Annotated in this window: 18 protein-coding genes; 6 read left to right on the plus strand and 12 right to left on the minus strand. The window is 42.5% G+C overall.

The genetic code is table 11. The features are described 5' to 3' along the window. Nucleotides 1-34: 34 nt before the first annotated feature. A complete protein-coding gene (locus tag HWQ47_RS21455; RefSeq protein ID WP_269968038.1) occupies nucleotides 35-1,030 on the plus strand; it encodes a phage integrase in 996 nt (331 codons plus the stop codon). Between the two features lie 129 nt (nucleotides 1,031-1,159). Here the strand turns inward: HWQ47_RS21455 and HWQ47_RS21460 are convergent, their stop codons facing one another. The 5 genes from HWQ47_RS21460 to tkt all read right to left on the minus strand — a co-directional run bounded on the left by HWQ47_RS21460 (nucleotide 1,160) and on the right by tkt (nucleotide 8,497). After that, entirely contained in the window at nucleotides 1,160-1,900 is a 741-nt protein-coding gene (locus HWQ47_RS21460; RefSeq protein ID WP_269968039.1) for a DUF481 domain-containing protein, read from the minus strand. A gap of 254 nt (nucleotides 1,901-2,154) precedes the next feature. Beyond that, nucleotides 2,155-3,219: a class II fructose-bisphosphate aldolase gene (fba, locus tag HWQ47_RS21465; protein WP_269968040.1), complete on the minus strand. Its 1,065-nt coding sequence runs from the start codon at nucleotides 3,217-3,219 to the stop codon at nucleotides 2,155-2,157. 470 nt (nucleotides 3,220-3,689) lie between these two features. Beyond that, a complete protein-coding gene (locus tag HWQ47_RS21470; protein ID WP_269968041.1) occupies nucleotides 3,690-4,865 on the minus strand; it encodes a phosphoglycerate kinase in 1,176 nt (391 codons plus the stop codon). A 439-nt stretch (nucleotides 4,866-5,304) separates the two neighbouring features. Beyond that, a complete protein-coding gene (gene epd / locus HWQ47_RS21475; protein WP_269968042.1) occupies nucleotides 5,305-6,327 on the minus strand; it encodes an erythrose-4-phosphate dehydrogenase in 1,023 nt (340 codons plus the stop codon). A 178-nt stretch (nucleotides 6,328-6,505) separates the two neighbouring features. Next, on the minus strand, nucleotides 6,506-8,497 hold the full coding sequence (gene tkt / locus HWQ47_RS21480; RefSeq protein ID WP_269968043.1) for a transketolase: 1,992 nt from the start codon (nucleotides 8,495-8,497) through the stop codon (nucleotides 6,506-6,508). Between the two features lie 525 nt (nucleotides 8,498-9,022). On the opposite strand from tkt, the gene metK reads away from it, so the two are divergent. After that, entirely contained in the window at nucleotides 9,023-10,174 is a 1,152-nt protein-coding gene (metK, locus tag HWQ47_RS21485) for a methionine adenosyltransferase (protein ID WP_269968044.1), read from the plus strand. 76 nt (nucleotides 10,175-10,250) lie between these two features. Here metK and HWQ47_RS21490 read toward each other — a convergent pair whose 3' ends face one another. From HWQ47_RS21490 to HWQ47_RS21500, 3 genes are read right to left on the minus strand one after another with little or no spacing between them, the layout of a single operon-like run. After that, entirely contained in the window at nucleotides 10,251-11,111 is an 861-nt protein-coding gene (locus tag HWQ47_RS21490; protein ID WP_269968045.1) for an MBL fold metallo-hydrolase, read from the minus strand. Between the two features lie 23 nt (nucleotides 11,112-11,134). Beyond that, nucleotides 11,135-11,509: a hypothetical protein gene (locus HWQ47_RS21495; protein ID WP_269968046.1), complete on the minus strand. Its 375-nt coding sequence runs from the start codon at nucleotides 11,507-11,509 to the stop codon at nucleotides 11,135-11,137. Between the two features lies 1 nt (nucleotide 11,510). Beyond that, nucleotides 11,511-12,062, minus strand: a complete 552-nt coding sequence (locus HWQ47_RS21500; protein WP_269968047.1) for a GNAT family N-acetyltransferase — start codon at nucleotides 12,060-12,062, stop codon at nucleotides 11,511-11,513. A gap of 172 nt (nucleotides 12,063-12,234) precedes the next feature. Between HWQ47_RS21500 and HWQ47_RS21505 the strand changes: the two genes are divergently transcribed. Then, nucleotides 12,235-13,227: a GGDEF domain-containing protein gene (locus HWQ47_RS21505; RefSeq protein ID WP_269968048.1), complete on the plus strand. Its 993-nt coding sequence runs from the start codon at nucleotides 12,235-12,237 to the stop codon at nucleotides 13,225-13,227. A gap of 65 nt (nucleotides 13,228-13,292) precedes the next feature. On the opposite strand, the gene HWQ47_RS21510 is transcribed toward HWQ47_RS21505, so the two are convergent. Next, on the minus strand, nucleotides 13,293-13,499 hold the full coding sequence (locus HWQ47_RS21510) for a hypothetical protein (RefSeq protein WP_269968049.1): 207 nt from the start codon (nucleotides 13,497-13,499) through the stop codon (nucleotides 13,293-13,295). Between the two features lie 90 nt (nucleotides 13,500-13,589). On the opposite strand from HWQ47_RS21510, the gene HWQ47_RS21515 reads away from it, so the two are divergent. Continuing rightward, nucleotides 13,590-14,003, plus strand: a complete 414-nt coding sequence (locus HWQ47_RS21515) for an META domain-containing protein (RefSeq protein WP_269968050.1) — start codon at nucleotides 13,590-13,592, stop codon at nucleotides 14,001-14,003. Between the two features lie 74 nt (nucleotides 14,004-14,077). Here HWQ47_RS21515 and HWQ47_RS21520 read toward each other — a convergent pair whose 3' ends face one another. After that, entirely contained in the window at nucleotides 14,078-14,371 is a 294-nt protein-coding gene (locus tag HWQ47_RS21520; RefSeq protein WP_269968051.1) for a hypothetical protein, read from the minus strand. A 131-nt stretch (nucleotides 14,372-14,502) separates the two neighbouring features. On the opposite strand from HWQ47_RS21520, the gene HWQ47_RS21525 reads away from it, so the two are divergent. Further along, complete coding sequence (locus tag HWQ47_RS21525) at nucleotides 14,503-14,946, plus strand: GNAT family N-acetyltransferase (RefSeq protein WP_269968052.1); 444 nt, start codon at nucleotides 14,503-14,505, stop codon at nucleotides 14,944-14,946. Between the two features lie 208 nt (nucleotides 14,947-15,154). Here the strand turns inward: HWQ47_RS21525 and HWQ47_RS21530 are convergent, their stop codons facing one another. After that, nucleotides 15,155-16,522, minus strand: a complete 1,368-nt coding sequence (locus HWQ47_RS21530) for an L-serine ammonia-lyase (RefSeq protein WP_269968053.1) — start codon at nucleotides 16,520-16,522, stop codon at nucleotides 15,155-15,157. Between the two features lie 79 nt (nucleotides 16,523-16,601). Then, nucleotides 16,602-17,873: a serine/threonine transporter gene (locus HWQ47_RS21535; RefSeq protein WP_269968054.1), complete on the minus strand. Its 1,272-nt coding sequence runs from the start codon at nucleotides 17,871-17,873 to the stop codon at nucleotides 16,602-16,604. Nucleotides 17,874-18,548: 675 nt separating this feature from the next. On the opposite strand from HWQ47_RS21535, the gene yjjX reads away from it, so the two are divergent. Continuing rightward, nucleotides 18,549-19,100: an inosine/xanthosine triphosphatase gene (gene yjjX / locus HWQ47_RS21540; RefSeq protein WP_269971823.1), complete on the plus strand. Its 552-nt coding sequence runs from the start codon at nucleotides 18,549-18,551 to the stop codon at nucleotides 19,098-19,100. Nucleotides 19,101-19,191 lie beyond the last annotated feature (91 nt).

Below are 19,191 nucleotides of genomic sequence, written 5' to 3' on the forward strand. Positions count from 1 at the left end.
GCTTTTTACAAGTGGAGCAAGCAAGGGGGGTATTATGTCAATTAAGACAACCCCTAACGGTTACATGGTTGATATTCGCCCTCGTGGACGCGATGGTAAAAGGTACAGAAAGTCGTTTACGACTAAAGCAGAGGCTCAGCAATTCGAACGATGGATTGTAGCCACTCAAAATAGTAAAGAATGGGTGAATACAGCCCGTGATACACGGCACTTATCAGTACTCATTGATGGCTGGTTTAAATACCACGGACAACACTTAAAAGGAGCAAGTGACGACTTTCGTAAACTGAAAGGGATTAACGAGTTACTTGGCAATCCTAAGGCATATCAAGTTGACGTTAGTATGTTGATGGACTATCGAGCAGAGCGCAGCAAAAAAGGCACTACATTAGGCACCATTAACCGTGATCACATGTTATTAAGTAGTGTATTCACTGTATTAATTAAGGCTGGACAATTTCACGGAGAACACCCGTTAAAGGGGATTGCCAAATTAAAAATCAGAGCTAAGGAGATGAGTTTTTTATCTTCCTGTGAGATTACCTTATTGCTTAACACGTTGACAGGCGATGCACTGAAAATTGCGAAGGTTTGCCTAGCGACAGGGGCGCGATGGAGTGAAGCGGCAACCTTGAAAGGATCGCAAGTTGTTAATTGTAAAGTGACGTTTGTTGACACAAAGAACGGCAAAAACCGCACAATTCCAATATCCAACAATCTATTTGCTGAAATCTATCAGGGTAAAAGCGGTCAATTGTTCACAACCTCTTACACTTGCTTCAGGAAGGTCATTCAATCACTTAATTTTGGATTGCCGAAGGGACAAGCAACACATGTTTTACGGCATACATATGCAAGCCACTTTATGATGAATGGAGGCAATATTTTGACATTACAGCAAATTCTAGGACACGCGACAATTATGCAAACGATGGCTTATGCTCACCTTGCACCAGACCATTTACAAGATGCAATTACATTTAGTCCACTGTCCACAATTTGCCTAAAACAGTTTACTAACAACACCTAGCATTTACCGTGAAATACCGTTAAGTGATTGTTTGTATGGGTAAGTCATTGATACACTTACCCATACTAAAGCTCCAAAAGGTGCTTTTATCTACAATTCAGACAGATTAAATTGTTAATTGAATAGCAGTTAAAATGCGTATAGCAAGGTCATATTCGTTTCTGTATCTGTGCTTTTCTTATCTTCTAATGGCTTATTATTATAACGAATGATCACGGCAAACTTCATCGCTAATGCGCCGATGATATTCGCGGTAATAGAAGTCTCTGAACGACCCTCTAAGCTCTCACCATAATCGGCAACAAACATCTGCTTAAACTTAGAGCTATCGGTAATTTCGGTTTCAAAGTTAGCGACACCATGAGCAACCCAACTGTCTTCAGTATCATAACCAGCCTCTAGCGCACTCACATCATCAAGTCGTTTATATTGATAACCAGGACCCACTTCCACACTGAATAAGGTCTTTCCTGTATCGACAAACTTATGGCCATAACCTGAAGAAATTGTAGACTTAGAATCAAAACCAGTAAAAGGATCGATCTCATGATTTGCGTTGATAAACAGATAACTGACTTCGTTTAATTTATAGTCTGCCTGCACTAAACCCAAATACCGCTTACCGGTAACTTCACCAGTGTCCTCTGTATATAAAGCTTCCAATAGATATTGGTTTTCCCAATTCCCAAGTTCATGTTTCATATCCAGACGGCCTTTAACTGAGGTTGTCTCAGTATTACCCGTTGTTATTGTTGCACCAAGTTCCGCATCACCGCCAAAGGTCTTATCGCCTTCAACAAAGTCAGCACCGGCTTGAGCAGCAAAAGGTGCCACCATTAGAATAGCTGATGCAATAAGCATTTTTTTCATTGTTATAATACTCCGAAAGATCATTCCCATAAAATTCACGCAATTTTAACACTCAAAAAACATAATTGAAAACAGTGATACAGATTAATATATTCTTATAAATACTCAATAAAAAGCTCAAGACACCAGATTTTAACACTTTTAGCGCTTTTAGCGCTTTTAGCACAGAAAATAGCAAATAAAGAGATAAATACTAAAATGCCCGCGAAAGCGGGCATTTAACAGCATGATTTAATTATCTTTGCTTAACAGCCTTATCTAACTTGGGGATCTAGCTCACCCGATTGATAAGCCTTATACATAGCTTGTAGTGATTTAGGCTTAATCTTAGACCCCATTCCGGCACAACCAAACGCTTCGTAACGCGTGGTACAGATATCAGCCATCGCTTCCATTGACGCTTTAAGGAATTTGCGTGGATCAAACTCGCTTGGGTTTTCAGCCAAGAATTTACGTACCGCACCAGTAGAAGCCAGACGAAGATCGGTATCGATATTCACCTTACGTACACCATACTTGATACCTTCAACGATCTCTTCTAGAGGAACACCATATGTTTCAGGAATAGCACCACCGTACTGATTGATAATCTCTAGCCACTCTTGTGGTACAGATGAAGAACCATGCATCACTAAGTGAGTATTTGGGATACGTGCATGGATCTCTTTGATACGATCGATACGCAGTACATCACCGGTAGGTTTGCGGCTAAACTTATAGGCACCATGGCTAGTACCAATAGCAATAGCCAAAGCATCGACGTGAGTATCAGCAACAAAACGAGCCGCTTCTTCTGGCGTCGTTAACATCTGGTCCATCGTAAGAATACCCGCAGCCCCGATACCATCCTCTTCACCAGCTTCACCAGTTTCTAGGCTACCTAGACAACCGATTTCACCTTCAACAGACACACCACAAGCATGAGCAAATGCCACAGTCTTACGCGTGACATCGACGTTGTACTCATAAGAAGCAGGTGTCTTGCCATCGGCCATCAAAGAGCCATCCATCATCACTGATGACATGCCAAGCTGAATCGAGCGTTGACAGATATCAGGATCAGTGCCGTGATCTTGGTGAATACACACAGGAATATCTGGATATTGCTCCAGTGCTGCAGCCATTAGGTATTTAAGGAACTGAGGACGCGCATATTTACGCGCACCAGCAGATGCCTGAACAATCACAGGACTGTCTGTCGCTTCAGCTGCTTGCATAATTGCACGCATCTGCTCAAGGTTGTTCACGTTAAAAGCTGGAACACCATAATTATGTTCTGCTGCGTGATCAAGCATTTGACGTAGGGAAATTAAAGCCATTTTTTACTCCAATAATAGGGTGATTTATATCAATCAATATAAGAAGTTGATCTACTCAGAATATTTTTTTGCAAACTAATTCAAGGCGAATGGATAACATAATGGTTGTTCCCTTATAAGTTCATTCAACGCAGAAGTAGGCAGCCAAAAATACTCCTTATAGGCGAGTTTTAGCGGTTCTGATGCTGTGTTAACGAGCTTAACCGTAGAATAACTATGATCTTCACTCGTTGCCTTGCCTCAGGACCGCTATACTCTCGCTGAGCGATCAAATCTTTATACTGATTGGTATTACACCACCGAGGTCGCTATCGTTTGGATTGATTTTTATGCTCTGGCTCAGCTTACCTTTAACCTTAAGTTAATGGGTAAAACTAAGCCAAAACACGGTTTCTTTTTTTTGCCGATTTAATACCTATTTATCATTATTTTTTAGGTTGTTTGGATACACCTAAATCGACAGATGTTCATTATTTTCCGCGAGATTCTAACATAGCTACCGCAGGAAGTTCCTTACCTTCTAAAAATTCAAGGAAAGCACCACCACCAGTAGAGATATATGACACTTTATCCGCAATACCATACTTGTCCACTGCAGCCAATGTATCTCCACCACCGGCGATAGAAAATGCATTCGAATCAGCAATCGCTTGCGCGATGCGCTTAGTACCCTCACCGAATTGGTCAAACTCAAAAACGCCAACCGGACCGTTCCATACTATAGTGCCAGCATTCTTTAAGATCTCGGCCAGTGCTTCAGCACTATTAGGTCCGATATCGAAGATCATCTCACTATCAGCAACCTGACTAACATCTTTAAGCGTAGCACTTGCTGTAGGACTGAACTCACCCGCTACAACGACATCTGTCGGCACTGGTATATCTGCCCCTCGACTCTTAGCGTTAGCCATTAGACGCTTAGCCTCATCTATAAGGTCTGCTTCATAAAGTGACTTTCCCACTTCATGACCCGCTGCTGCAATGAAGGTGTTAGCAATACCACCACCAACAACAAGCTGATCCACGATAGTAGATAGACTCTCTAATACCGTCAGTTTAGTCGATACTTTAGAACCGCCAACGATGGCCACAAGTGGACGAGCAGGGTTATCCATCGCCTTACCTAAAGCTTCCAGTTCACCAGCAAGCAGAGGGCCTGCACAAGCGATTGGAGCATGAAGCCCTACGCCATGAGTCGATGCTTGGGCACGGTGCGCCGTACCAAAGGCATCCATCACATAGACATCACAAAGCGCCGCTAACTTTTTAGCGAGTGCTTCATCATTTTTCTTTTCGCCAACATTGAAACGTACGTTTTCGAACACCACCACTTCACCCACTTTAGCCTCAACACCGTTGAGGTAGTCTGTCACTAAACGTACTGGGCAAGAGAGTGATTTAGCAAGATAATCAACCACTGGTTGAAGTGAGAATTCTGAGTTAAATTCACCTTCTGTTGGACGCCCAAGATGAGACATCACCATCACTGCCGCGCCTTTTTCAAGCGCGAGTTTAATCGTAGGCAGAGCGGCACGCAGACGCGCATCACTGGTCACAACACCGTCACTGACTGGCACATTAAGATCTTCACGAATAAGCACTCGCTTACCTTGTAGATCTAATGAAGACATATTGATAATAGCCATTTCTTGTTTCCCTAAATGCTTAAAAGTTAAAGTTAAAAATAAACGGATTATCTGACCGCCGGGACACAACACCAGGCCATCAGCAAAATTTTTTCTAAATTCTAGGCTAGGTTCTAGGTTCTAGGTTCTGCACAATAAACAACGCCAAGCTTACTCTGTTCTAATCTTTTGTTTTTCCTAGAAACCAGCTTCTCCTCAGACTCTAGAGCACTCGTAAACTCGCTGCGAGGACGCTTCGCGGCTAGAGCGGTGACCCTGCTATACAATCAAAAGACTGCACTATTCCTAAGACCTACTTTGAAATTTGTGACGGCATAAATGCCGACCTACAAAATCTATTTTTCTTCCGCCTTTGCTCTTTCGGCTCTACCCGCCTTAACTTTTCCTAGGACCTTCTTTTCCTAGAACCTCGAACCTTCTCTGCACCTAGAATCTTCTTTTAAGCTCTTTTTGCTTTTATCATCTCTAAACTGGTGTCTAGCATACGGTTTGCAAAGCCCCACTCGTTATCACACCATAAAAGCAACTTTACGAGATGACCAGCACTGACTCGAGTTTGAGTTCCATCGACAATACTGGACCTTGGATCATGGTTAAAATCACAAGATACGAGCGGCTCGTCAGTATAACCTAAAACACCTTTATAAAGGCCCTTAGATGCTTGCCTAAGCACTTGATTCACTAATGCGATATCAACGTTTGACTCGATAGTGACGGAGACGTCGATGGCCGTTACATTGATAGTTGGCACACGTACTGAGATAGCTTCAAACTTATCTTTCATATGCGGTAATATGCGCTCGATTCCCCTCGCCAATTTGGTATCCACGGGAATAATAGATTGACCCGCAGCCCGCGTTCGACGCAGATCATCATGATAAGCATCGATGACTTGCTGATCATTCATCGCAGAGTGAATGGTTGTGATAGCACCACTTTTCACCGTAAAATGTTCATCTAAGACTTCGATAACAGGCACAATACAGTTCGTCGTGCATGAAGCATTAGAGACCACTGTGTGCTCAGCTTTGAGCAGATGATGATTCACACCATAAACAATGGTGGCATCCACATCACTCGATGATGGATGACTGATAAGTACCTGTTTGGCGCCGGCATGGATGTGAGCCTCACAGCTTTCGCGGTCAGACAGTACACCTGTCGCTTCATAAACAATATCGATATCCATCTCACCCCATGGGAGTTTGCTGGGATCACTTTCATGTAAAAGGGTAATGGCATCATCACCGATCAACATCTTTTGCCCATCAGCGTCTAACTGCACCAGGGATTGAAAACGACCATGGGTGGTATCGTATTGAGTGAGATGAAGCATGGCTTCAGGTTTGGCAAGTTCGTTAATGGCAACGATCTGAATTTGAGCACGCTTACCCGTTTCATAAACAGCGCGAAGAATTGAGCGACCGATGCGGCCATATCCATTGATTGCGACTCTAATCATTGATCTATCTCTATCCTTTTTAAGCTCAATTTTTAATACAACAACGGCCTACCATTATAGGTAAGCCGTTCTATCATAAATGCTTAAAGTGAAAAATGTTTAAACAATTATTTCGCATCATAGAATAATCCATTGATTAGATAACCAATGGATCATCAACAGCTTTACAACAGAGTGCTTATAGACTGTTAGCCTTTGCGACCACGTTTTCAACGGTAAAGCCAAAGTACTTCAACAAATCGCCACCAGGTGCTGACTCACCGAAAGTCGTCATGCCAACAATAGCACCGTTGAAACCAACATACTTATGCCAGAAATCAACATGAGCAGCTTCAATCGCTACACGCTTAGTGACAGCACTTGGAAGAACAGACTCTTTATAGTCGACATCTTGCTTATCAAACTCGTTGGTTGAAGGCATAGAAACAACACGAACCTTTTGACCTTGTTCAGTCAAGACTGCAGCTGAATCGATAGCAAGCTGCACTTCCGAGCCCGTTGCAATAAGGATTAAGTCTGGCGTGCCTGCACAATCAACTAAGGTGTAACCACCTTTAGCTACGTTAGCGAGTTGCTCTGCGCTACGTGCCTGAGCTTTTAGGCCTTGGCGACTGAAGATCAACGAAGTAGGTGCATCACGACGCTCAATTGCCGACTTCCAAGAAACAGCCGTTTCAGCCGCATCACATGGACGCCAAACTGTCATGTTTGGTGTCATACGCAAGTTAGCAAGTTGTTCTACTGGTTGGTGAGTTGGACCATCTTCACCTTGACCAATTGAATCATGGGTATAAACGAAGATATTTTGAATTCCCATCAACGCAGACATACGTACAGCATTACGCGCATATTCCATAAACATCATGAACGTAGCACCATAGTTAATGAAGCCACCGTGTAGTGAGGCTCCATTCATGATACCGCTCATACCAAATTCACGTACACCGTAATAAATGTAGTTGCCGGCTGGATCGTCTTGAATGCCTTTAGAACCAGACCAAAGTGTCAAGTTAGAACCTGCAAGGTCGGCTGAGCCACCAAGGAGTTCAGGTAACATGTTACCGAAGAAACCGATGGCATTTTGTGATGCTTTACGGCTGGCAATCCCTTCCGCTTTATCTTGAGACTCCTGAACAAAAGCTTGCGCTTTCTCTTCAAAGTCAGCAGGTAGGTCACCAGTGATAACACGGCGCTTATACTCTGCAGCAAGTTCAGGGAATGCAGCTTCATAGGCAGCAAACTTATCATTCCAGTTAGCTTCATTGGTTTGGCCTGCTTCTTTTGCATCCCAACCAGCGTACACATTTTCAGGAATTTCAAAAGCGGCGTGCTCCCAACCAAGGAACTCACGAGCTGCAGCGATTTCAGCATCACCTAATGGTGCACCGTGACAGTCATGGCTACCAGATTTGTTTGGCGAACCAAAACCAATGGTGGTTTTACAACAGATCATAGATGGCTTGTCAGTGACAGACTTAGCTGCTTCGATTGCCGCACGAATCGCATCACTGTCGTGACCATCGACGTTAGCAATTACATGCCAACCGTATGATTCAAAACGCTTAGGTGTATCATCGGTGAACCAACCTTCAACGTGACCATCGATGGAAATACCGTTGTCATCCCAAAACGCAACAAGCTTACCTAGGCCTAAAGTACCAGCAAGTGAGCAAACTTCATGTGAGAGACCCTCCATCAAGCAGCCATCACCAAGGAAGCAGTATGTGAAGTGATCGACGATGTCATGGCCTGGTTGATTAAACTGCGCTGCCAAGGTCTTTTCAGCAATCGCCATACCCACAGCATTACTGATACCTGCACCTAAAGGCCCTGTTGTTGTTTCAACACCTGGGGTATAACCATATTCAGGGTGACCCGGCGTTTTTGAGTGTAACTGGCGGAAGTTTTTAATCTCTTCAATAGGCAGTGCATAGCCTGTCAAATGAAGCAAAGAGTAGATAAGCATTGAGCCATGACCGTTTGATAGGATAAAGCGATCACGGTCAACCCACTCAGGATTATTTGGGTTGTGCTTAAGGAAATCGTTCCAAAGCACTTCAGCGATGTCAGCCATCCCCATTGGTGCACCAGGATGACCTGAATTGGCTTTTTGAACGGCATCCATCGTTAATGCGCGGATAGCGTTTGCGAGTTCTTTACGAGATGACATGCTCTCTCCTGCTTGTTTTTTTTTGAAGTCTAGAGCAACGAGCACTATATCGATCAGCACTTATTAAATCATCGATGCTCTACGGCAAATTTGGGAGCCATATTTTCGCCTACATAACAAGTTGACGCAAATTGTTTATCACAGTTATGGGCATTTTCTTAACGTAAGTACACAATATTGGCAGAGATCATAGGTGTACCTTGAACAATCTATTCACCGTCATGAAAAATATCTTGTGATAAAATGAAAACTGCAGATCAACTATCAACCTGATATATAAAGAGTATTAACAATAAATCACTCCCAACAACATAAGTAATGTCACAATTTCGAGGAATAATTCGTCATCGGGGGTGATAAGAATGCCATAATGAATTAAAATAGCCATCTAGATGTAGATACTTCTATACCCAAACGGCTTCACGATGCAAGGTTCACCCTAAGTAGAAGGTGTGTTCGCCACATACTATAGTGGCTTGATAGCTTGGGTATACATTCAAATGGTTTAACGACGAGATTCCCACCATGGCAAAGCACTTGTTCACCTCTGAGTCAGTCTCAGAAGGTCATCCAGATAAAATCGCCGATCAGATTTCTGATGCGGTATTAGACGCAATACTAGAGCAAGATCCAAAAGCTCGTGTTGCGTGTGAAACATACGTAAAAACCGGCATGGTTATGGTTGGTGGTGAAGTCACGACTTCAGCTTGGGTCGATATCGAAGAGATCACCCGCAAGACCGTACGTGACATTGGTTACATCAATTCGGATATGGGCTTTGATGCCGATTCTTGTGCTGTATTAAATGTCATTGGTAAGCAATCACCTGATATTAACCAAGGTGTCGATCGCGCAGATCCTAAAGAACAAGGTGCCGGTGACCAAGGTCTGATGTTTGGTTATGCCAATAACGAAACCGACGTATTCATGCCTGCTCCAATCACTTATGCTCACGCACTTGTCAAGCGTCAATCAGAAGTTCGCAAGAACAAAATTCTGTCTTGGTTACGTCCTGATGCCAAGAGTCAGGTGACGTTTGCATACGAAGACAATAAAATTGTTGGTATCGATGCTATTGTTCTGTCGACCCAGCACTGCGAAAGTATCAATCAGAAAGATCTTATCGAAGGCGTGATGGAAACCATCATTAAGCCTGTACTTCCTGCAGAATGGTTGAATAAAGACACAAAGTACTTTATTAATCCAACAGGTCGTTTTGTTATTGGTGGCCCAGTAGGTGATTGTGGTCTTACCGGTCGTAAGATTATCGTTGATACTTATGGCGGCATGGCTCGTCATGGTGGTGGGGCATTCTCAGGAAAAGACCCATCAAAGGTTGACCGTAGTGCAGCATATGCGGCACGTTATGTAGCAAAGAACATCGTAGCTGCAGGTCTTGCTGAACGTTGTGAACTTCAAGTCTCCTATGCTATTGGTGTTGCAGAGCCAACCTCAATCAGTATCGAAACATTCGGTACAGGCAAAGTATCTGAAGAATTGTTAATTAAATTGGTTCGCCAGCACTTTGACCTACGTCCATACGGTCTAACTGAGATGTTGGACTTAGCTCGTCCAATCTATCAATCTACAGCAGCATATGGCCACTTCGGTCGCAATGAGTTCCCATGGGAACGTACCGATAAAGTTGAAGTCCTACGCGCTGACGCTAAATTATAATTATTTTTCTGTCGGCTAACTCCTGATAGAAAACAAAAAACCGCCTTCGGCGGTTTTTTTATATTTAAATGACGAATTAAATCTCCACCATACGCCCTGTAGGTAGATATTCTAATCGCTTGCCAAGCTCCTCTTTTAAGATACCGTATGCCTTCATTCCGGTGCAGTGCCCTGTATAGTATTTGCCAACAGGAAAACGTAACAAGCTACGCCCCAGAGCTCTAATATCTTGCTTACTACCGCCGACGGTATTAAATAGCGGTAAACCAACTAAGTGAAAACCACCAACCAATGCCTTTATTTTGCTATCTGGAAATTGATTGATCGCAGTATCAAGCATATTTAATATTCCACTATGACCACAACCAGAGAACACAATCAAGCCATCCTCCTCCTTCACAACCATCATAAGTTCATGTTCAAAACTATCCGGTTGACACCCTTCACTTCCTTTAGTGAATAAGTAACGATTTCCCTTAGGCTGAGGGTAGCGATGACTGATTGATGTAAGAATATAGACATTCGGAAAGATTTCCGTCGTTTGCTCAATGAAATTAAATCGGCCATGGAAACGTTCAAAAATACGCTTGTCTATCCCGACATTTAGCGTGGGACCATAAGCCTTAAATGCTGGGATTTTGAAGAGATACTCTTGTGTTTCACACTCTCGCACAAACACGGGAATACGGCGGTTAAGCTCAAGAAGGTAGGCTACGCCATTAAAGTGATCATGGTGTCGATGAGAAATAACAGCACCATCAAGTTTTTGCATATCGATCCCGAGTAAAGCCGCATTATCACAAAATGCACGACCGTTTCCAGTATCAAACACTAGCTGTAAATTCATCGTATCCAGATGAAAAGACAATCCCCTTTCAACCCGTAAATCAGGTCTATCTTTGAGTCTGGTATTTTCAACTAACGCCGTCAACTTCATCTTCAACTCTCTGATTTTCGGTGTTAACAATGATCGAAGTGAGCGTTTTCCATACACATAAACGACACTTGTTGCATCGACATCACCGGTATAGTTAACTCTCTTAAAGAGCTCATATCGACACTGACCTCCTCTTTTAGAACACGAATATTTGCAGCATAACTATTCGTCCGGCCGCACATTATCCACTCTGCCTGCCACCTAACAAGGTAATAGCGTTCATCTGTAGACCCATTCCCCTGAGCCAGACTAGCTTCATAAACTAAAGGGGTCGAACTGCCAGCCTCACAAGCGTCAAAAGTTGAATAAATAAGAGCGACCACAAGCTTGGTATTATCAAACGCTGATAAGGAAAGGTTAATGTAAGGTGCCAGTACGCTATCCAGGGATTCAGTCACATTACTCTCCCAAATTATCGAGAGCTAACAGATAATAATCTCTATCATCAAAAGTAAAAAAATCCAACACTTGCATTGATGCCTTATTGGTATGAGCAGAAAAAGAGGCCATATTATCTTCAGCAATAAAAGTCAGCATAAAGGGAAATTGACGACTGACATGCTCCTTGAGAGTTGAAACCAGTTGCTCAAATATTCCCTGACCACGATAGGATTGTTTAATCCAAATTGGACCATATTGGCAAGCGTTATTTTGGGTTAACTTGACACCTTTCAGGCTAAATTGACCTAATTGCTTAAGAATATGTCGGTAAACAGGCCAAGTTTGGAAAAATGACCAAGGACCCGCGATAACATATGCCACAATCTCCTGTCGATCCTCAGCGACAACAATCCAGCCCTTCTCAATCAAGTGAATGAGATCTTTAGAATCAAATACTTGCCCATTAAAGCTACTAGCCTGAGACTCATTACCCAGCTCATCATTAATATTTTGACATTCAAGCCTCTGTAATTGCTCAACATCGTCAAGATAAGCCAATCTGATTTCCATTACTCTACTCATATTCGGTTAACAATTAGAAAATTTGCATTATACAGGCATAGTCAAATCCATTAAATCGTCTTTGACCAGATAGCTCTAACCTAAGCAATTATTTGCTAAAAGCTGATATGACTACCACAATTAATATCTATAAAACACAACAAGACTTGTCTAGGCTCCTATGCTTCCAGAGAATATTGATACCACAATCAGCTTACTTGAAAGTGATAACACCCAGCTTAATCTGGTCAGGTGGATGCATCAGTGTGAACTGATGCATCGTTATTACCAGTCAGATGTTGTCTTTGTCATTCAGAAAACAGGTCAAGGATTTGAAATTATCGTCAGCTCGATCAGCCAAGCTCGCTGCTTTACAACTGGCACCCTATTCGAAAAAGAGACCCCTATATTTAAGCGTTTAATTCACACACCACCAGAGGGCCTTAATATCGACTTAACCAGTCAAAAGTCACAAGATTTACCTAAGGATTTCAACGAAGCAAACAATATGCTGACTCGGCCAATATTATGGCCAGATGGCACTCATTTTGGCTGCATTTGTGTGCTAAATTCAAAAACGTCAAGGAGTGAAGCTAACGCTTTTATGCTTGAACCATTTCAAGTTTTACTGCAACAGGAGCTTTCCCTATATTGTCAAACTCAACGCATTGAATCCTTATCAATGAGAGACAAGGACACTGGCATGCTAAATGAATATGGTTTCATTATGATGGCTCCCAGACAACTGAGTTTAGGCCGACGTTTTGGAGCCCACGCAGGCATTATATTGGTTGAATTATTACCCGACCCTACAACTCAAAATATTGAGGAACACCATAATCGATTGTTGGGCAAAATTATCCAAGACACCATACGTACGGCGGATATCGCTGCACACTATGATGAAACACAGTTTGCAGTACTGGTTTTTGTAGATTCAGAGCGTGAGCTACTCCATATCTCTCGACGAATTGAAAAACTTCTTAACCAACAAAATGAGAACCTCGAAATCGACTTTAGTTGTAGCTACTTCAGTCCAAAGTCATCGATGAAACTGAGTCCTATGCTAGAACAAACCAAAAAAGGACTCAGGTCTGAGCAAGCAAAGCAGGGTGCTCGACTACTGGCGACAAAGATAGAAACTAGGGATGAAGCTAGCAGTAACTTAATGTAAACCCCACCGGCATAATCATCACTTAACTCTTTAAAGCAAACGATCCATTACCTAGAGCGCTCACACTACACTTTTGGCTTTTCATGTGCCTTTGCCCATTGAATGAAAAGAACAACGGGAAAGGGAGATATCATCACAGCCCCAAGCCCTATCAAAGTGGACACTGTTACTATACCGCTAACGACTTGGCTAATATCTGTAAAGAGGTATAGTGCTACGCCACTGAAAAGGAGCACAAGACCTAACCAATGCATCACTTTTAATGTTTTCATCCCTTTTCCTTCTCTCTGACAGATTTAATGCTTTTTATCTTGCAATATAATTGTCACAATATGACAATTATATTAATTTAGGGCTCTGTCATGTCTATCAAGTATTTCATTATCTCCGCGGCCTTAATTGGCCTCACAGCTTGTCAAAGTTCAAATGTCACCCAAGTTCAAAATATTAAACTTCAGGGAACCTGGAATATTGAGGTCGTCGCTAATAAACCCGTGATAGATTACAGCCCAGCACAGCTGATCTTTGCCAAAGAGGGAAAATTATCTGGAAACAATAGCTGCAATAATTTTTTCGGCAGTTACTTTATTGATGGCGAGAATATTCGTCTTACGCCTGCTGGAAATACGATGAAAGCCTGTGTCGATGCATTAATGGATCAAGAGCAAAGAGTGATGGCGGCTATGCCGGAAGTGACCAATGCAAGTCTTGTTAAAGGCAAGCTAGTCTTAAAAGATGCCATGGGGAAAACTCAACTCGTGTTGAGCAAACTCTAATTATTTAAAAGCATTGAATAGTGTTAATAAAAAAACCGTCAAAAAGCGGTTTTTTTATGTATAAATCATGATATCTAAGCATCAAAATACCCACTACCATCCTCACCTATCTTTATCTTATGTAAGGCTGCAGGGGGTTGTTCACGCTCGATTAAATAGCTCCAGTAAGCATCATCAAACCCCCGAAATAGTTGATCGGCTTTACCCTCTGACTTCAAGATAAGCCACCACCAAACTAGCCCCCAAAGGCCAAAAGTCAGTATGGTCAACATAAAATGAAGGCATTTATGACGCTCAACACCTGCTTGATTCACGCTTTTATCTGCAGAATTTCTATGCACACGGAATTGATAGTTGGCCCTAGCCATAGACACCTCTCACTCGGTATTCAGTATTAAAAAGTTTAGCAGAGTTAGACTTTAGTCGAGTGGTGAATCGATAAATATTACCACTTACCCAAGTGGGTCATGCTAAAGTAGCCACAAAAATTGGAGCGATTATGATAATTAGAAAAGGCGAAAAATCAGACCTTAGTGCATTGATTCAATTTAATTTAGCCATGGCTAAAGAAACTGAAGATCTTGCATTAGATGAGGCTGTTTTATCTAAAGGCGTGAAGACGTTATTGTCTCACTCGGAAAAAGGCTTCTACCTCGTCGCTGAAGTCGATGGTGAGATAGCCGGTTCACTCATGGTGACATTCGAATGGAGTGATTGGCGCGCAAAAGATTACTATTGGATCCAAAGTGTCTATATTCGACCAGAGAATCGTCGACAAGGTATCTACGGCAAACTCTATCAAGCAGTCAAGCAGATCGCCGAAGACAATGGTGGAGCAGCAAGTTTCAGACTCTATGTAGAGCAAGACAACACTAAAGCACAACGTACTTATTCAGCGCTGGGAATGGAAAAAAGTTATTACCAGATGTATGAAGAGAAATAGCTCCCTTCATATTAGGTTAAGCTGAACGCTCCGCTACGGATAACGGAGCGTGAACCAGTTCACTACAGCACGCTAGTTCCTCGCTTACGGTAAAGACAATACAGCACAAGCTTTTTGCCTTTAACCGTAAGCAAAGCATTCCGTCATCTGTAGTCAGCTTGCTGGCGTGCAGTAAGGCGTAGCCGTTCCTGCACTTAGCTTTTTGTCATTAAGCGCAGATAGTCGTGACTTTTATCGCTAAACCACCTTGGCTGGTTTCACGGTACTTCACATTCATATCTTTGCCAGTCTCATACATGGTTTCAATCACCTTGTCTAAGCTCACTGTCGGCTCGCTACTACGACGCATAGCCATACGTGACGAGTTGATAGCCTTAACAGAAGCGATAGCATTACGTTCGATACAAGGCACCTGTACTTGGCCTGCAACCGGGTCACAAGTTAACCCCAAGTTATGCTCCATACCGATCTCAGCCGCGATACAAACCTGCACTGCAGTCGCGCCCATGATCTCAGCTAAACCAGCTGCTGCCATAGAACATGCTACGCCAACTTCACCCTGACAGCCCACTTCGGCACCAGAAATAGAAGCGTTACGTTTATACAGATTACCGATCGCTGCCGCCGCTAAATAAAAGCGCGTGTATTCAGGTTGAGTCATAGGTTGAACAAACTTGTCATAGTAAGCCATGACCGCAGGAATAATGCCTGCTGCACCGTTAGTCGGCGAGGTAACCACACGGCCACCGGCAGCATTTTCTTCACTGACTGCCAATGCGAACATGTTTACCCAGTCAAGAATAGCCATAGGATCGGTAGTGTGACGCTCCCCCGTGACTAACTGACGGTAAAGTGCTGGCGCACGGCGAGGAACGCGTAATGGTCCGGCAAGTATCCCCTCTGTTTGACAGCCTTTCTCGATACCCGCCTTCATGGTATTCCAGATTGCACCGAAGCGCTCATAGATAACGTCTTCGCTATTAAAGGCCTTCTCATTCGCCATCATAATCGCACTGATGCTCATGCCTGTCTCTTTACAGATAGCTAACAGATCTACAGCGAAAGCAAATGGGTATGGCACGATAACTTCGTTCGCAGCTTCTAAACCAAAGTGCTCTTCATCAACAATAAACCCACCACCGGTAGAGTAATAAGTCTTAGAAAATACACAGGTATCCCCATTCCATGCATGGATAGACATACCGTTTTCATGTAAAGGAAGTGCATAAGAGTGAAAAACCACAGACCCCGCAGGAAATGCAACACACTTAGCTTCTTTTCCTAAAGGTAACGTTGCTGTCATTTCGACTTGGCGAATAAACTCTGGAATCGCCTCAATCTCGACAGTTTCAGGCAAGTTACCACCCAGACCCATTAAGATCGCGGTATCGGTATGATGGCCTTTACCAGTCAGTGACAGTGAGCCATAGATATCGACACTGACACGAGTCACTTTTGCTATATCTCCACGTTGACGTAATTCATCAACAAACTCTTTGGCGGCCTTCATCGGCCCGACAGTGTGTGAGCTGGATGGACCTACACCTATCTTAAAAATTTCAAATGCGCTAAACATAATAAATAACCTCTATGAACCAACAAAGGGTCAGCACTGAATGAGTGCTGACCCTTTGTAAATCTTGAAACAAGTTAACTTAAGACAGCATACCAAACAGGATAGCGGTCATTGCTAATAGACCAGCAATCACAACGAAGATGTTACTAATACGACCACGGTAAGCTTTAAGTGCGGGTACTTTATAAACAGCATACATAGGCATTAGATAAAGAATCGCAGCGATGATTGGACCACCTAGGGCTTCAATCATACCTAAGATACTTGGGTTTATAATAGCAACGCCCCAAATGGTAAAGAACATAAAGCCTAGAATAAACTTATTTATTTTCTTATCAGATACTTCTTTATTACTGCTACGCAACTGCTTAGTGATAATCCCCTTCAGACCTTCTGTCGCACCTAAGTAGTGACCGAAGAAAGAAGATACAATTGCAATCACAGCAATGATAGGACCGAAGTAGCTTACAAAACCACTTTCATGAACGTTTGCAAGGTAAGAAAGAATGGGTAAGTTTTGTGCTTTAGACTCTGCAAGTTGCGCAGGGCTTAATGAAAGCACGCAAGAGAATACAAACAGCATCACAAAACCAACTAACATCATACTAGTATTACGTAGTATCAAATCGGCTTTCTTAGACGCATTGACACCATGCTCACGCTTTAATGCAACAGAGAACTGTGAGATTGCTGGAGAATGATTAAATGCAAATACCAACACTGGAATCGTTAACCAAACAGTACCTAAGAACTCAGTGGTTGATGGGATCTGAGTCAATGCATCCAGCTTCCAACTAGGAATAAGATACAAAGACATAAATGCTAGAATAGCGACTAATGGATAAACCAAGAATTGCGTCACTTTCAACATAATTTTTTCACCTGAAACCATCACTGACATCATGCCTAAAATAAGCAAGCCAGATAGGATCCAACGTGGTGGCGATGCCATACCAAGTTGGTTAACGATGAAACTGTCGATGGTATTGGTAATACCCACACCATAGATCAATACAATTGGATAGATCGCAAAGAAATAAAGTACGGTGATCGCTTTACCAGCGCCAACACCAAAATACTCTTCAACTACGTGAGTAATATCACTGCCTGGCGTCTTTGAAGAGCAGACAAATCGAGATAGACCGCGATGGGCTAAATAGGTCATAGGACCGATAATTACCGCCATCATGACTAGTGGCCAAAATCCGCCCATACCAGCATTGATAGGTAGGAAAAGAATACCTGCACCAACCGCGGTACCAAATAAACTTAACATCCAAGTTGTATCTTGACGTGTCCAACCTTGACGGCCAGATGCTTCTACTTGGGTATTCATTACTTTTTCTTGCATAAATTTACCTTTGAGGCGCTAATGGCACCTTTGGTTTTGATGGTACAAACATAGACTGTGTAGTTATGGGTTAGCCCCACAGTAAGAGCCGAATTCGCGGTCAGAATATAGATTTAGAACATCAGAAAGTTGATCTAGCGCGTAGTTTTGAAATTGAATTTCAGAACAAATGAATAATGTGACCTTCTTCACAGTTGTCATGTAGTAAATTTTCATAAGGACTCAAGCAAGGCAACCTGATTGAACCTAAAATAAACATTACCATTACATAAATTACCTAAAGGTAATATTCGAAATCACATAACAAAATACACGCATCAGCATCAGATCACATAAACGCGCTAATTTGAGATATTACCCCACAAACCAAATAAAGAACTTGAAGCGGATCACAATCAGAACCACTGGATAAGACCAAATTTTCAGCGATTCAAACTGCCACCGATAAATTTGAGAGTATTTAATGGATGAGCTCATCAGTCAAATATTAGAATATTTAATAGCATAAATGATCTAATTACTCATGTATAAATGAAGAGAAACAAAAAGATGACGAATATTAGCGCTTAGACGGTGTCGTGATAGAGCTGCCATTGAGTTGCAAATTACTGAAAAGCGAGAGACACTGATTAAAATCAAATGAAAAATATCAATAAACACTCTATGCCAATGTTAATTAAGCTAAAAGAAATTAAAATCGTGGTTGGTTCAACCAATCCTGTCAAAGTACAAGCTGCCAAATCAGCAGTAAAGCAACTCTTTCCCAACGCCGAAATTCAATGTGTCGGCCGTCAAGCCCCCTCGGGCGTAGCTGAACAACCTATGACAGCCGATGAAACCCTTAAAGGTGCAATAAACAGGGTTGAGTATTGTCAATCAGCGCCAGAAATTGAAAAAGCAGACCTTTATATTGCTATTGAAGGTGGGGTTGATAACTTCAGCTATGGTCCGGCAACATTTGCGTATGTTGTGATTGGCCATCATGGTCAACGTGTCGTTGGCCGTAGCGCACTGCTTCCGCTTCCCCTTATCATTTATAGAGCATTGAATGAAGGGGAGGAGTTGGGCGATGTGATGGACAGACTTTTCAACACGCAAAATACCAAACAACAAGGCGGAGCAATTGGATTGTTGACTCAAGGCGTTGCCACTCGAGAGAGTATCTATACTCAAGCCCTTATCTTAGCTATGGCGCCTTTACTAAATGATGAGTTATACCAACTTTAGCCACAGGTCTGCTCCACTTGCAATTTAGTTTAATCCCCTTTAGGTTATAACTGACTATTTAGATGTTGGTCGCACCTAATTCTTATACTAA

Origin of the sequence: Shewanella sp. MTB7 (assembly GCF_027571385.1) — a bacterium.
Lineage (GTDB): Bacteria > Pseudomonadota > Gammaproteobacteria > Enterobacterales > Shewanellaceae > Shewanella.